Consider the following 14,449-nt stretch of genomic DNA (forward strand, 5'->3'; position numbering starts at 1 on the left):
AGCGGCCGGGCAGCGGCCAGACCGTGAGCCCGTGCGGGGCGGCACCGACCGGGATCTTTCCGATCAGATGCCCGTCGACGATGTATTGGCCGCGGAGCGGCCGAGGTCGCGGTCTTTGTAGCTGTCGCCTTTGAGGGCGATGACTTCGGCGTGGTGGACGAGGCGGTCGATCATGGCGGCTGCGACGACATCGTCGCCGAACACTTCACCCCAGCGGCCGAAGGGCTTGTTGGAGGTGACGACCAGCGAGGCGCGTTCGTAGCGTGAGGTGACGAGCTGAAAGAACAGGTTCGCCCGCCTCTGGTTCGAAGGGCATGTAACCGACCTCGCTTCGGCAAGCTCCTGCACGCTCGGTGCGTCCACGTCATCGGTGTCTACAGGCTCGCGGCGCGCGATCTCGGTTACCGGGTCAATGGTGGTGATCCCCGGTCGAAGCATGGTGATGGAACCATCTTATGGTGCATACCAGACGGTGCTGTGTGCGGTCAGGCGCCCTCCGAGAGCGCCGCACCACGAAGTGAGTCTTCACAAGAACCAAACTTTTGTTTACTTAGTGTAATGACACTGTTACGGTGGGCACCATAGCGGGTGAGCGTCGGAGCCCCGGCACACCCATCGTGGAAGAAATGGAAACCGACTATGCCTCTCTCCCGTACGGCCGCGCTCATCTTGGCCTCGGTCAGCGTCACCGCTTCGGCGGCCCTTACTGCCGGTACCGCAATCGCCGCACCCGCGCACGCCAAGCCGGTCCATGCCAAGCCGGTCCATGCCAAGCCCGTTCCGAAGAAGCCGGTCAAGAAGCCAGTCAAGGGGGCGCATTTCAGCGCGCAGGGGCTGATCGTGTCGGCCACCCCTAACAGCGGCACGGTGACGGTGTTAGCCCACACCCTGCATGATGGGTCGAGGGTCAAGCGTAACCAGCTGCTCACCGTGAAACTCGCCGGCAAGCACGGCCGCGCCCAGGGGTTGCCGGCTCACACCTCGGTGGCAGCCGCGGCGGCTGGGGGGATGACGATCGGGGACAGCATCACCCTGGCTGGCACCTCGACCGGTGTTGGTACTGGTGAAAGTTTCACCGCCACTACTGCCGTGGAACACGCCGCCCCGGCACATGTGTTCCTGGGAACCGTCCTGGCCCTCAACGGCAACATCCTCACCGTGGCAAAGGCCGCTGAGGCCAGCGACGATCCCAATGAGAACAGCGACGGCTCAGACAGTTTCACCGTCGACATCGGCAGCGCCACCGTGACCCTCGACGGGGCAACAGGCGCCCTGGCGCCCGGACAGAGCGTGGCCGTCCTCGGCGAAGGTGACAGCGACACCGTGCTGGCCTCATCGGTGTTCGCTTTCTCCACCGTCCCGACGGTGCTCGGCGGCGAGGTCAGCACCGTCACCGGCACCGCCGTCACCCTCACCAGCGACGACACCAGCAGCACCGTCGAGCTGGCAGGCGTCCCGCTGTACCTCAACGGCAACCCCAGCGCCACCCCCGGCCAACTCACTACAGACGCCCACCTCCTGATCCTGGGCAGCACCGACCCCGGCGGCGCCTTCACCCCCACCCTCGCCTTCGCCTTCAACAACGCCGACACCCACCCCGTCGGCGACAACACCGACGACTAACCGCCGGACAGCACGAGAGAGTCTCCGACCCGCTGCGGCCCCGCACCCACCGGTGCGGGGCCGCAGCACCCATAGCCGAATGGCGGAAACCCATGACGGTGAGCCGGTCAATACGGATGGGTTTCTTGGGGCCAGCTCCACCATCAGCCGGAACGACGCCGAGTCAGAGCTCGGTGAGTCGGGCACCCCCAGCGGCACAGAGGGGCGCGCCTACAATAAAGGAACGTCGAACACGACCGGAAAAAGGTCCGGACGTGGCCGACTACAGACAACACCCGCCCATGGTGGAACGCTCGATCGCGTGGATCACCCGCGGCAACGGCCGCCTGCGCTATCGCGGCACCACCGCGAACAACGCTTGGCTGCACCGGCGGCCCGCAGCGATCAACCTGCGTCGACTGACCAACCTGGGCCTGCATCAGACCGACCCGAAGTGGGCCTTGGCCTGAGGGAATCACCAGCTTGCAAACCCCACCCTGCGCCAGCGCGGACAGCACCGCACCGCTGCTGGCACGACCCGAATCACCCGACAATCCCTAGCAACCGACACCGCCAAGCCGAACCGGGCCCCCCAACAGCCCACTTGTAGTCGTCAGCAGCCCTCTAGCCTCTAGACCGGGGGCTAGTGGGCCCCAGTCTCTTGGGAGCTCGCCACGCGGGAAGTCAGTTCGAACACAAGCCGGGTGACCCTAGCGACAGGGTCTGCGCGGAAGGGACGTCGGCGCAGCTGTCGCCGGATGCTGCCACCGCGTCGAGGATGGACACGATCTTGACGCGCGCGCCGTCCAGGTACAAACGTTCCGACACGCCCATCACTTTCATGAGGTCAACGGCTGGTCGCCGACGTTCCGGTCTCAGAAGTCAGCAGGTAGCCACGCCCATGAGCAAGTCGGTCACCGGCCGCCATCCGGCGTCGGTCATCCAACTGGGCTCGACGGCTTGTCCGAACCACATCATCTGCACTCGTCGCGCGTTGGCCGCCGTCCTAGGGTGCCGGCGACCCACGGTTCGCAATGCTGCCACGATGTACCTCGCGCAGACCGCCGGGATCCGGACCGGGCGCCGACCTCCTAAATGTTGCAACAGGCTGGCGGTTGTGAGCCCCTCCCAGGGGTGCAGCACGATCCGTGGCGGCGTCCTCTGGGTCAGGGCCAGAAAGGCGGTCGCATCGGCCACATTGGCTACCGGGGCTTGGGGCGTGGGCTGGTCCCCCGGCGCGGCAACCGAGGCCAGCGGCGAACGCGCAAGCCGGGTCAGCGACCTGGTGACTTGACGCCCGGGGCCGTGCACGCCCTGGGGCCGGTACAGTACGAGTCCCGGCCATCCGAGATCCAGGAGGAGTCTCTCACCGAGCGCTTTCGAGCGTGAATACGGTGAGAATGGTTGCATGTCCTCGCTCGAGTCGAGGACTAGGCGGTCACCCTGCACGGCCGCGCTACTGACGTGCAGGAAGCGCTGGACCCCCGCGTCGCGAGCCAGCCGCGCAATCATGGCAGGCATCGCCGCGTTGGCCGCGTTGAGTTCTGATTCCTCGCAGCTACCGGCGTCGGACAGACCAGCGGTGTTCACCACGACGTTGGCCCAGTCCAGCATCACGTGCAACTCGGGCCTGGCGCGGGCATGCCGCGCGCACTCTGCGGCGTCAAGGGCGGTGACGGCGTTGAGCCGCGGCGCGGGGCTCGTCCGGGTTTCCGCGCCTCGCCTCAGCAGTGCCTGGACCACGGCCGAGCCGATGAATCCGGATCCGCCGAGGACGAGAACTCGAGCGGTCATGGTCGGCCTCTGCCGGGTGCGGCTGAGCGCAACCGTGCGGTCCAGGACGCCGAGCACAGGTAGAGGGCGAGCAGAATCGTGGTCGTCGCGATGGCCAGCACGCTGATCCCGGGCATCCAGGACATGGTGATGAGGCCGGCGATCCCCGCGGTGAGCATGGCAACGCCCGCATGTGGAAGGCCGGCCTCGCTCACCAAACGCTGGTAGGTGTGTTCCCGGTGCGAGGACAGCAGCGCGGCGTGACTTCTGGCCCGGCGGATGAGCGTGTGGCTGGTGTCGGCAAGGTAGACCGACAGTGGCGCAACCAGCACAGGCAGGGGCACCCCGTCCCGGACGCCGGTGAGGATACCCAGTCCGACCAGGCCGCCGAAGAGATAGCTGCCGACATCGCCCAGAAATAGACGGGCGGTGGGAAGGTTCGCGGGCAGGAAGCCGAGCGCCGAGCCGGCGGTGACAGCTCCGATGAGCAGCAGTTCGGGGCTGTGGTGGACGGTTGCGACAACGACGGCTGTACCGCCCCAGACACCCAGTGTCAGCCCGGAGATCCCGTTGATGCCGTCCATGAAGTTGACGACGTTGACACTGATGAGGAAGACGAGCATCCCGGTGAGCATCCCGAGAAGCTGGTGTCCGACCAGCCAACCTGCCGCTGCGCCAGCGGCTGCCTGCGCGGCCAGACGGGGAACCGCGGCCAAGGTGCGGAAGTCGTCGGCCAATCCCACCAGGGCGATGCCCAGGACGGGCAGCAACGCGATCCAGTGGAGCGTCTCGCCCCGCAGTTGCGCCTCGACGAGCCCGCAGCTGGCCCCGACCACGCAGGCCAGACCGCCTCCGCGGTGAACCAGCGTCGCGTGCGAGGAACGCGGGCTGGGCACGTCAACGACGTTGAACAAGCGAAGCGTGAGCAGCACTGCCGGCAGGGCGGCGCACGTGAAAAGGGCGCTGACCACCAACTCAATCATGGTCGGCACGCCCACCGTGGTCCGCCCAGCCCGGGCTCAGCTCCCGCAGGCCACCATCCACCGGATATCTCAGCCCGTCGATATGTCGGAGTAGTGCAAAGACTGGAGTTGCCTCGTCCCCAGTGTTGCGCGTACCCATGGTTGCACCTCTACAAGATCGGGATCGAGCGGCGGCACGCTCACATGGGAGATCATCGGGTGTAGCGGGCGCTGGCCCCACTCGTTCTCCCCCATCAACTCCTCGTGCAGTTTCTCCCCGGGCCGCAGGCCGGTGAAGACGACATCGATGGCCTTTCCGGAACTCGCGATCATGCGGCGAGCGACATCGATGATGCTCACCGGCTCGCCCATATCCAGGACCAGGGCTTCACCGGGTCGCCCTATGGCACCGGCCTGAATCACCAGCTGGCAGGCCTCGGGGATCGTCATGAAGAATCTGGTGACCTCGGGATCGGTGACCGTCACCGGCCCACCTGCCTCTATCTGTGCGGCGAAGGTGTGCAGGACCGAGCCGCGGCTCCCGAGGACGTTGCCGAATCGTACGGAAAGGTAGCGCTCTCCGACGCCGAGGGCGTACCAGGCCGTCAGCCGCTCGGCCAAGTGCTTGGAGTGTCCCAAGGCGCTCGTCGGGCTTGCGGCCTTGTCTGTGGAGATGTTCACGAAGTGGGTCACCCCGACCCTGCTTGCGGCATCGAGCACGTTGCGGGTACCCAGGACGTTGCTTTTCAGCGCCTCGAACGGGTGGCGCTCGAGGAGCGGCAAGTGTTTGAGCGCCGCCGCATGAAAGACGACCTCGGGTTCGTGTCGACGGAACATCTCAAGCAGGAACTCCCCGTCGCGCACGTCGATGAGGGCAGTGTTCGCATCGTCAAGCAGGGCACGGCCGAAGATCGACAGCTCGACGGCGTGCAGCGCCGACTCGTCATGGTCGAGCATCACCAGTTCGGCCGGACCGTACTTGTGGAGCTGTCGGCACAGCTCGGAGCCGATGGAGCCTCCGGCGCCGGTGACCAGGACCCTGCGCCCGGTGATGTAGTCGGCGATGGACTTGAGATCCGTATCGACGGGATGGCGTCCGATGACGTCTTCGACGTCGACATCACGCAGCGCCGAAAGCTGCAGCGGTGAGCGCCGCAGTTGCTCCGCCAGCGGCGGCAACACCATGCACCCGAGGCCGGCCTGGTCTGCGGCGTCGGAGACCTCGCGGATCAGCGGCGCGTCCGCGCTGCTGACCGCCACAACGACGCGGGTCGCGCCGAACTGCTTAGCCACGCTTGCCAGATCCTGCAGGCAGCCGCGGACGTGGATTCCGTGGATCTGCAGGTTGCGCTTCGCAGGGTCGTCGTCGAGGAAACCCACCGGAACGAATGCCGAGTGCGGGTCGCGCAACATCCGCAGCGCAAGGACCGAGCCAACCCAGCCCGCCCCGAAAATCAGCAGGGGCTCAGCACCTGCGGTCGGGCGGTTACCGGCCTGGATGATGAGTCGCTTGACGAACCGGATGGCGGCCATGCCCATGAGGGCGAGCGACCAGGCTAGGAACGGAAGGCTGCGCGGTAACCCGTGCGGGTGCAGGATCAGCACCAGCACGCTGGCGATCACCGACACGGCAGTCACCGACACGGCCAGGGCGCGTATCTCATCGAAGCTGCCGGCCTGGTAGCGCCCACGATAGAGCAGCACCGGCGCACCGATCACCAGCTGGCCGCCGGCCAGGAACAGGGCGAACACCGAGATGATCCCCCACTGGACCCGGCCGGTGTGGAAGTCGTATCGGGCCAGGCCGGCAGCTTCGGTGGCGGCGAGCAACACGAGCACGTCGGTGAGGATGGAGGAGTAGGTGGCATAGGTACGGCTGGCGGCCGCTACCCGCACACCGGGTCGATGGAATCGCATGTGCCGACGTCTCTCTCACTGCTCGACCCGACGCGGTGGCCCGCCCTTCACCACCACACCCGAGAAGGAAGGCCCGGCTCGGGAGCGCAAGACTCGCGGTGTCATAAGCGGCGCCCCGGCTGAGTCGCCGAAATTAATACTGTACGTTACTGAGAGAGTACACACTGTGATAGCGTTCTGCGTAATCGACTTATAGCAGTGTCCAAACGGAACCGAGGGATGTCACATGGCAGCACGTATCAGGCGCCTCACCGCCAGCGTTGCCGCGGTGGTCGGGCTTCTGCTGGGCGCACTCGCCTTCGCCGCGTCAGCGAACGCCGCTCCGTACACCAACCAAGCGACGATTTCCGTCAGTACCCAGAATCCCGCGGTCGGCGGGTCGCTCGCAATTAGCGGAGACGGCTTCGCAGCCGGTGAGACCGTCAGTCTCACCCTGCATACCCAGACCTACAACCTCGGTTCGGCTACCACCGATGTCAGTGGCCGTTTCACGGCCACTGTCACGCTTCCCGCCGGCGTGAGCGGCGCGCACACGATCGTCGCCACGGGCTTGAGTTCCGGGCAGACCACGTCGATCACGATCACGATCGGGTCCTCCGTCTCCAGCAGCGGCGGCCTTCCCAACACCGGCGTTGCCGTCCTCGGCGTCGGCGTCGTCGGTGCGGCGCTGCTTATAGGCGGCGCCGCGATGCTCGTCGTCGGCCAGCGGCGTTCTGCCAGCGCCTGATCGGCGACGTAGTGGCCGGCACGCTTGGCGTGTGCTGCGCGTCGCACTGTCGACCGTGAGTGAGCTGGATTCCGTACGGGCCAGTGCCTGGTCGCCTGCGCGCAAACGACTGTTCGGCCTCGCGGCAGCCATGGTGGCTGCGGTCGCGGTCTTGGCCGCCGCCTGGTTGCTCGTGACCGCGCTTGCCGCGCGTCAGCAGCTGAACGAGGTGCGCGGGGAAGAAGTTAGACTGCGCGCCCAGATCGTTGCCGGCGATCTCAACTCGGCGGCGGCCACCGCCGCCGCTGTGGCCCAGCATGCTCGGCGCGCGCATCAGCTCACCACTGGGCCCGTATGGGCAGTCGCCGCTGGGATGCCGGTGCTCGGAGAGCCCCTGGCCGTCGTGCGTGCCATCACTTCCGCTGTCGACAGGCTAGGGCAAACGGCACTGCCGCAGCTCGTCACGGCCCGGCAGAGACTTGACCCGGCGAGGCTGCGCCGGCCGGACGGCAGCATCAATCTTTCCGAGATCGCCGCCATAACACCGGAGCTCGATACCGCTAGACGCACGGTGGACTCTGCCACCGACGGGGTCAGGGCGACACCGCGGCACACCTGGCTCTCCTCCATCGACAGAATGCGCGCAGAGGCGTTGTCACAGTTGGGCTCGTTGGACCACTCGGTGAAATCCGCCGACATGGCCGCCCGCATCATGCCCGGCATGCTCGGCGAGCACGGGCCGAAACGGTACTTCGTCGCCTTTCAGAACGAGGCCGAGGCGCGCGGCACCGGCGGCCTTCCCGGTTCATTCGCGATCCTGGAAGCCGACCGGGGTGCGGTGCACTTCACCCGCTTCGAGAACGACTCGGCGATGAACGGGGTCTCGGCGCACGTCGAGTTCGGTCACGACTACGACCAGCTCTACGCCGGTGCCGGCACGACCACGATGTACGGCAACGGAAACCTCAGCCCGCACTTCCCGTACGCGGCGCAGATCTGGTCGTCGATGTGGCTAAAGGCCAGGGGCGAGCATCTTGACGGCGTGATCGCGGTAGACCCGACCGCCCTCAGCTATCTGCTGGCCGTGACCGGTCCCGCCCCCCTCGCCGACAAGTCCACCGTGAGCGCCGAGAATATCGTGGCGCTGACGCAGAGCACGGCGTACACCAGATTCGCCGGCGACGGGGCGGACAACCTTGCGCGGCGGCGCTATCTCCTCGACATCGCCCGGGTGGCGAGTAAGAAGATCCTCGACCCCCATGCCGACACCGCCGGCCTGACCGCAGCGATCGCAAAGGCGGTGGGCGAGCGGCGGGTCCTCGTATGGAGTGCGGATCCGCAGACGCAGGCCCTGCTCGAGGCAACGGCTGTATCGGGATCGATACCGGTGACGACGGCGCCCTACATCGGCCTGTCGATCGTCAACGATGGAGGCAACAAACTCGATTACTACCTTGACCGCAAACTCACCTGGACCCGCACCGGTTGCGGACCCTCCCGGGACGTCACGGTGGCCATCACCTTGACCAACCATGCTCCCGCCCGCGGGTTGTCCTCCTACGTCACCGGGCGTAGTGATCGTCACTCCTACCCGGTCAACGCGGGCGACAACCGCCTAGAGGTCAGCTACCTCGCGAGTACCGCAGCGATCCTGCGATCGGTGAGCGTCGAGAGCCGTCCGGCCACGGCCGGGTTGGGCACGCAGCGCGGCCATCCGCTCTACACGGTGGATCTTGAGCTTCCCCGGGGCACCTCGCACACGATCGAGTTCCGCTTGAGCGAACCCGCGGGCAGCGGCGAGCCACTGGTCCTGAGGCAGCCGCTCGTCCGTCCGCTCTCTGTGACCATCCATGACTCACGCTGTGACTAGTACTACAGCCGTAGATCGTGACCTTTGAGGCGACGGCGGGTGATGGTCGGCGTTTCTACCGGGCGGGGCGCGGCCACCGCGGCATCCTGCGGTGTTTGTGTGGAACAAAGAGAAAGCTGCGGTGGCCGCGGCTCATAGCGTAGATCCTGACCGGTGGTGGACGGCGTATGGCGCGGTGATCGATCGGATCACGCCGCGGTTCGCCCGGTACGAGCCGTTGCGGCACGCGGGCGGGTTGATGCTCGGGATGCTGTCCGGGTTGGACCGCAAACTGCTGGACGATCGCCGAACATCGCGGCGATCTGACCCCCGACGGGTTGCAGCATCTGCTGGCGCGGGCGAAGTGGGACGCCGACGCGGTCCGGGACGACCTGCGCGGCTACGTCCTGGACGCCTTCGCCGACCCGGACGCGGTCCTGGTGGTCGATGAGACGGGTGATCTGAAGAAGGGGACCCAGTCGGTCGGGGTGCAACGCCAATACACCGGCACTGCCGGGCGGATCGAGAACGCCCAGGTCGCGGTGTTCCTCACCTACGCCGCGCAACGGGGGCATGCCTTGATCGACCGGGCGCTGTATCTGCCGAAGTCCTGGACCGAGGACGCAGATCGGTGCGCTGCAGCCGGAATCCCGCCCGACAGCGGCTTTGCCACCAAGCCGGCGCTGGCCACCGCGATGATCACCCGGGCCGTCGCGGCCGGAACGCCGGCGGCATGGGTCGCAGGTGACGAGGTCTACGGCGCCGACCCGACCCTGCGTCGCACCTGCCGCCACCTCGGCCTGGGCTACGTGCTGCAGATCGCGGCGAACCGCCGCGTACCCACCCACGCCGGGCCGATCCGCGTCGATCAACTGCCCGCCCTGCTGTCCCCACGAGCGTGGCAGCGGTACTCCTGCGGACTGGGCAGCAAAGGCCACCGCTACTACGCGTGGGCCTGGATCGCCGTCCAGGCTGACGACCTCGACGCCACCGGTACCCATCACGTGCTGATCCGCCGCAACGACGACACCGGCGAGCTGGCCTACCTACGCTGCTACAGCCCGACACCCGTACCGCTGTCCACGCTGGTCCGCGTCGCTGGGCAACGCTGGCGCATCGAGGAATCCTTCCAAGCCGCGAAAGGACTCGTCGGCCTGGACCAGCACCAAGTGCGGCGCTGGACCTCGTGGCACCGCTGGACCACCCTGGCCATGCTCGCCCACGCGTTCCTCGCCGTGGCCACCGCCACCGAACGCGACCACGCACCGGCACCAACCGGGCTGATCGAGCTAACCGTCAACGAATTCCGCCGCCTGTTCGACGCCGTCCTACTCAGCGCCAAACACACCATCAACACCCTGCTCGCCTGGTCCATTTGGCGTCGACGACATCAATCCCGAGCCCGGGAATGCCACTACCGAAAACGCGAACAACACCAATGATCACGATCTACGGCTGTAATACTAGGCGCAATCCGGCTCACCGAGCCGGCCCATCGGGCAGTGTTGACGCGCAGTCCGAATTGCTGCATTGACAGAGACGCTGAGGGTTTCGGGTCTTGGATCGGGGCCTGTCGCAGGCTCTGAGCAGGTGGCGCAATCCGGGCAGAATCTCACCGACCTCGCGCTCGCGTTGGCCGACGGCGGCGACTGCCTGGGCCGACGTCGCGGTGCTCCGCGCCGAGCCCGAAGTATTCGGACCGGTGGCCTCGGACCCAACGGTGTCCCGGCTTGTGAACACCCTTGCAGCCGACGCCGACCGGCGTTGAAGTCGAATCGACGCGGCCCGGGCGCGGGTGTGGGCGGCTGATCACCGGCACTCGGAGAAGGAATTGTCGGCGCCGAGGTTCAAGCGGCGTTCGGCGACTGCAAGACTTGCGCCGCTAAGCCGCTCAAGGACCTTGAACGAGGAACTCCACCACAAGCGGCTGGTCGCTGACCCAGCGTTGCAGAATGTTGCGTTGAAGGTCATCACCAAGGGAGTTCCCGGACACCCGGCTGTAAGTCCCGGCGCACGGGCGCGGTGACATTCGGAGGCCGAGCCGTGATTCCGCGAGCTATGGCGCCTTGTTGGTGCCCTGCGATGGGGTGGCCACGACGGCGAACTGGGGGCAGGAGAAGTCTCTGGCCAGTAACCGCAGCATCGCCGCCAGCAGCGGAGCCCTACGGCTGCCCGGCGTGTTGAGCCGCTCCAGTCGCACGACGTCCCAGCCAGTGTCGCGGAACAATCGGCTGAGCGAGCGGCGTGTGAAGAAGCGCAGATGCGTGCGGTCGAGCACGCCTTGGTCTTGGTAGTCCCATCGGCCCATGATCAGGCCTAAAACGACGGGAGCGAAGCGCACGTTGGGCACCGAGGCGACCAGGGTTCCGCCCTGGCTGAGCATCGTTTCGGCGGCCTTGAGCAAGGGACCGGATTCGAGCACGTGCTCGATCACGTCGTTGAAGACGATGCAGTCATAGGTGCCCACAAACTTCGCCGGTGGCAGACCTTCGGGAAAGAGCCCCTGGAACACCGCGTCGATGCGTGTCCGGGCGATGGCGGCGGTGTCCGCGGAGGGTTCCACGCCGTGTACGACGGCATCGGGGTGAACGCGTTTCACCAGTTCGCCGAATGCCCCACTGGAACACCCCACGTCGAGCACCTGCCTCAGCGGCACCGGTAAGAAGGGCAGCATTTCTTCTCTCGTTGCATCGGGGTAGACGAAGTGGTTCATGGCGTTAAGCTCGCTCCTTGGAAGTCGGGTGGATCGAATTCGCTGATCTTTTTACGGGCGGAATGACTCCGTCCTCCGCCCGGGTCTGGTGACATCGATTAATCCGCATCAGCGCGATGGAACCAGTGGACACCGCTGCGGTGCACGGTGTGCTGGAAACCCGCCGCCGCCAGCCGCTGCAGCGGAAAGTCGTCGCCCTCGACGGCGATCCGGTCGATGCTCGAGTAGGCCTCATCCGTCATTGCGCTCAACACCAGGCCCTCGGCCCCCTCGATGTCGATCTTCATCAGGTCGATGCGTCCGTGCCGCTGCGCGGTCTCGTCGAGGAGTCGGTTGATATCCACGCAGTGGTAGGTCATCGGCGTCCCCTCTCGCCGCGCGACACCGGAGTACCGTCCCGTTGGCTCCGTGAGGAATGTGACGTCGCCGTCGTAGTGCATGACGGCGGCCTCGGTCAGCGTCGACCGGGCGGTGAACTCGCTGAGGTTCCTTCGCGCGGACTGGGCATTGCCGTTCATCGGTTCGATCCCGATCACGTGGGCAAGGGGTGCGTGCGTGAGGAAGTAAAGCATGCTGACACCGATATTGGCGCCGAGATCCACAATGACTCGCTCTTGACCGGTGCACGGGTAGCACCTCCACACGAAGATTTCCTGAACGGTCAGGACGTCGTAGTGAGATCGAATCTCGATGTCCAGGGACGTGACACCTGGTGCTCGGAGCCGGGCAACGGCGGGATAGGCCCCGCCGCCACACACATACCGTCGCACGAGCAGGTCCAGGGGCTGCCGGTACACGACACAGGCACGGAGAAGGGACCGGTAATGCAGGGGATCGGTGAACGCCCGGAGAATCTGTCGGGGCGAACGCCGGTAGCTCGGAAGAACCGTCACGTCTGTCCTAGTCAGTTGATCGGAGTGCGCCCACCGGCGGCAGTAGCCGGTGCTCGGAGTCCCTGAGCCTGCGCACGACGCGTTGGATGATCGAGGTGTCGATGAGCTGACTGAGCGCAAGACCCCAGGCAAAGCCCGTGGCCGAGAAGCGACTGCCGACGAACGCCGCCGTTGGCGTTAGCATTGCGATGCTGAGGCGCACACGAAACAACATCCGCGATCCCTGGAGCGCCCGGATTTCCATCAAAGCGGGGAGGCTGATGCCCTGCAACGCGGTGTACACGGCATAAGCCGGAAGCACCTCGTGCGCCGCCGGCCAGCTGGCCCCCAGTATTTGGCGTCCGATCCCTGACGGCAGCAGTTCCAGCACTCCCAGCATACAGGCGGTGAAAAACACGAATGTCGCCTGAAGGCGGAGAATGCCCTGCTGCCGCACACCGTCGGCCCTCGCTCGTTGGCGGGCGAGGAGCGGCAGAATGGCCTGCGAAACTCCGAGGAAAAGAACCGTCAGGGGCCCCAGCAGGACCTGCACGCCCCGCGGGCCCGAGACGCCAGCAGGCCCCAGGTGAGCGGCAGCGATGTAAAAGGCGACCTGTAGAGCACCGGTGATCGCGAGGTATTCCAGGCCGGCTGGCCATCCCAACGCCGCTACGCACCGAGCCATGGCCGACGCGCTGCCTCCAGCCTCATCTGCCTGTCCGACCGCACGCAGGGCGTAGATCAGCACCAGAATGCTCAACGCCCCGAAGGCACACCACCCCGCTGAGATCACCGTGGCGCTCAAGTTTCCAGACAGGGACGAAATTTTCCAGACGCACACCAGGCCCACAAGCCACACGAGATCGCCGACCAACGCCGTCGTCGCCCGAGCCCAGGCGATCGCGACCATCCGCAACATGTCCTGCGCGGCCAGGACCGGAAGACACAGCATGACGATGCCCGCGGGCCACCCGATAGCCAGCCCGAAGGACAGCCCGATAGCAAGGTAGGAACCGACAGCGATAACCGCGCTCGCCACCATCGCCAGGGCACAGAGCACCACAACGAGACGCCGGCCGAGCCTCGTACGCACCACCTCGACGGAGACCACCGAGTGCGGTTCGGACCACAGGGTTCTATTCACACCGAGAGCCGTGGCGTACGTCATCGCGACCAGCGCGAACATCCCGAAGCCTTGCTGGGTCGACAACCGGGCGATCAACAGGGTGGCCATGACGTTGGACGCCGAGGAAATGCCCTGGTCAGCGCTTGTCACCATGAGCTGGCGACCACCTGACCTCATACGGACGCGCGCCTAAGCCACAGGAGCTTGAGGAGCGACATCAGCCGGTAAGCGATTCGCACGGGGAGGACAAAGTTCCACTTGCGCAAATAGAGATCGCGACTCCTGCTGGCCCTGGTGTAGCGGGCGGCCCGAGACAGTTCACTCGCGCCCGACACGTGCATGACACAGGCTGCGGCGCTCACATCCGCGGCGAACCCCAGGTCCGCCAGCCGCCGACAGTAGTCCACGTCCTCCCAGTACATGAAGAACCGCTCGTCGAATCCTCCCACCCTGCAGAAGAGCTCGACCGGCGTGAGGAAACACGCTCCCGTCACCCAACCGGTGCGGGGCACTTGCTTTCTGTCCGGCGCACCGAGCGTGAGAAAAGGCCCCGCCGCGTCGGATTGTGACACGCCGTCACGATCAACGATCCGCGGAGCCAGCACGCCCACCCGGCGATCGAGCAGTTCTGCGGCCAGGACGACCAAATCCCCTGATATTAGCCGAATATCGCTGTTCAGAACCAGCAGGATGTCGCAACCGGTGAGCTGCGCCGCTCCCAGGTTGACACCGGCACCGAAGCCTGCCCGCTTGGCACTCGCGATGAGCCTCGCCCAGGGCGGCAGGCTGGCCCAGCCCTGCCGGTATTCGGAGTCGCCGGTGTTATCCACCACAATCGCGGAATGAAACCCCTGGCCAGCTAGGTCAGCGATGAGGGCGAGAGTGTGTTCTCTCGTGTAGTAGTCCACGATCACCACCCCGATACGCTC

At 66.1% G+C, this 14,449-nt stretch carries 12 protein-coding genes and 3 pseudogenes; 6 read left to right on the forward strand and 9 right to left on the reverse strand.

From position 1 onward, the window contains the following. Window positions 1-63: 63 nt before the first annotated feature. Window positions 64-328 (reverse strand): annotated as a pseudogene (locus RM423_RS11755) (ATP-binding protein); the annotation flags it as partial. Window positions 329-639: 311 nt separating this feature from the next. Here RM423_RS11755 and RM423_RS11760 point away from each other — a divergent pair. Together RM423_RS11760 and RM423_RS11765 are read left to right on the forward strand one after the other, a co-directional pair. Next, window positions 640-1,623, forward strand: coding sequence for a hypothetical protein (locus RM423_RS11760; protein WP_311423223.1), 984 nt, complete (start codon window positions 640-642; stop codon window positions 1,621-1,623). A 254-nt stretch (window positions 1,624-1,877) separates the two neighbouring features. After that, a complete protein-coding gene (locus RM423_RS11765; protein ID WP_449555809.1) occupies window positions 1,878-2,072 on the forward strand; it encodes a hypothetical protein in 195 nt (64 codons plus the stop codon). Between the two features lie 214 nt (window positions 2,073-2,286). Here the strand turns inward: RM423_RS11765 and RM423_RS11770 are convergent, their stop codons facing one another. From RM423_RS11770 to RM423_RS11785, 4 genes are all read right to left on the reverse strand, one after another. After that, window positions 2,287-2,430 (reverse strand): hypothetical protein, encoded by a 144-nt coding sequence (locus tag RM423_RS11770; protein WP_311423224.1) that lies wholly within the window; start codon window positions 2,428-2,430, stop codon window positions 2,287-2,289. A gap of 54 nt (window positions 2,431-2,484) precedes the next feature. Continuing rightward, window positions 2,485-3,396 carry an NAD-dependent epimerase/dehydratase family protein gene (locus RM423_RS11775; protein WP_311423225.1) on the reverse strand — a complete coding sequence of 304 codons (912 nt, stop codon included), beginning with the start codon at window positions 3,394-3,396 and terminating at the stop codon, window positions 2,485-2,487. Beyond that, complete coding sequence (locus tag RM423_RS11780) at window positions 3,393-4,346, reverse strand: MraY family glycosyltransferase (protein WP_311423226.1); 954 nt, start codon at window positions 4,344-4,346, stop codon at window positions 3,393-3,395. The genes RM423_RS11775 and RM423_RS11780 overlap by 4 nt, the downstream gene beginning before the upstream one ends. 81 nt (window positions 4,347-4,427) lie before the next feature. After that, on the reverse strand, window positions 4,428-6,254 hold the full coding sequence (locus tag RM423_RS11785) for a polysaccharide biosynthesis protein (protein ID WP_311423227.1): 1,827 nt from the start codon (window positions 6,252-6,254) through the stop codon (window positions 4,428-4,430). A gap of 226 nt (window positions 6,255-6,480) precedes the next feature. Here RM423_RS11785 and RM423_RS11790 point away from each other — a divergent pair, with 226 nt between their 5' ends. The 4 genes and pseudogenes from RM423_RS11790 to RM423_RS11805 form a co-directional block, all read left to right on the forward strand. Beyond that, on the forward strand, window positions 6,481-6,981 hold the full coding sequence (locus tag RM423_RS11790) for a hypothetical protein (protein WP_311423228.1): 501 nt from the start codon (window positions 6,481-6,483) through the stop codon (window positions 6,979-6,981). A 31-nt stretch (window positions 6,982-7,012) separates the two neighbouring features. After that, window positions 7,013-8,830, forward strand: coding sequence for a DUF4012 domain-containing protein (locus RM423_RS11795; RefSeq protein WP_311423229.1), 1,818 nt, complete (start codon window positions 7,013-7,015; stop codon window positions 8,828-8,830). A gap of 178 nt (window positions 8,831-9,008) precedes the next feature. Further along, window positions 9,009-10,251: pseudogene (locus RM423_RS11800) on the forward strand (IS701 family transposase). Window positions 10,252-10,367: 116 nt separating this feature from the next. Beyond that, window positions 10,368-10,664 (forward strand): annotated as a pseudogene (locus RM423_RS11805) (IS1380 family transposase); the annotation flags it as partial. Window positions 10,665-10,865: 201 nt separating this feature from the next. Here RM423_RS11805 and RM423_RS11810 read toward each other — a convergent pair. The 4 genes from RM423_RS11810 to RM423_RS11825 all read right to left on the reverse strand — a co-directional run bounded on the left by RM423_RS11810 (window position 10,866) and on the right by RM423_RS11825 (window position 14,437). Then, window positions 10,866-11,522: a class I SAM-dependent methyltransferase gene (locus tag RM423_RS11810; protein ID WP_311423230.1), complete on the reverse strand. Its 657-nt coding sequence runs from the start codon at window positions 11,520-11,522 to the stop codon at window positions 10,866-10,868. Window positions 11,523-11,620: 98 nt separating this feature from the next. Beyond that, entirely contained in the window at window positions 11,621-12,415 is a 795-nt protein-coding gene (locus RM423_RS11815) for an FkbM family methyltransferase (protein ID WP_311423231.1), read from the reverse strand. Window positions 12,416-12,422: 7 nt separating this feature from the next. Beyond that, window positions 12,423-13,580, reverse strand: a complete 1,158-nt coding sequence (locus RM423_RS11820; RefSeq protein WP_311423232.1) for an MATE family efflux transporter — start codon at window positions 13,578-13,580, stop codon at window positions 12,423-12,425. Between the two features lie 113 nt (window positions 13,581-13,693). Continuing rightward, window positions 13,694-14,437 (reverse strand): glycosyltransferase family protein, encoded by a 744-nt coding sequence (locus tag RM423_RS11825; RefSeq protein WP_311423233.1) that lies wholly within the window; start codon window positions 14,435-14,437, stop codon window positions 13,694-13,696. Window positions 14,438-14,449 lie beyond the last annotated feature (12 nt).

The organism is Jatrophihabitans lederbergiae (genome assembly GCF_031845305.1).
Classification (GTDB): domain Bacteria; phylum Actinomycetota; class Actinomycetes; order Mycobacteriales; family Jatrophihabitantaceae; genus Jatrophihabitans_A; species Jatrophihabitans_A lederbergiae.

What these genes read in the sequence shown, in the direction of transcription:
- RM423_RS11760 (WP_311423223.1), top strand. Translation starts at nt 640, where the DNA reads ATGCCTCTCTCCCGTACGGCCGCGCTCATCTTGGCCTCGGTCAGCGTC.
- RM423_RS11810 (WP_311423230.1), bottom strand. Translation starts at nt 11,522, where the DNA reads ATGAACCACTTCGTCTACCCCGATGCAACGAGAGAAGAAATGCTGCCC.
- RM423_RS11820 (WP_311423232.1), bottom strand. Translation starts at nt 13,580, where the DNA reads ATGTTCGCGCTGGTCGCGATGACGTACGCCACGGCTCTCGGTGTGAAT.
- RM423_RS11790 (WP_311423228.1), top strand. Translation starts at nt 6,481, where the DNA reads ATGGCAGCACGTATCAGGCGCCTCACCGCCAGCGTTGCCGCGGTGGTC.
- RM423_RS11785 (WP_311423227.1), bottom strand. Translation starts at nt 6,254, where the DNA reads ATGCGATTCCATCGACCCGGTGTGCGGGTAGCGGCCGCCAGCCGTACC.
- RM423_RS11775 (WP_311423225.1), bottom strand. Translation starts at nt 3,396, where the DNA reads ATGACCGCTCGAGTTCTCGTCCTCGGCGGATCCGGATTCATCGGCTCG.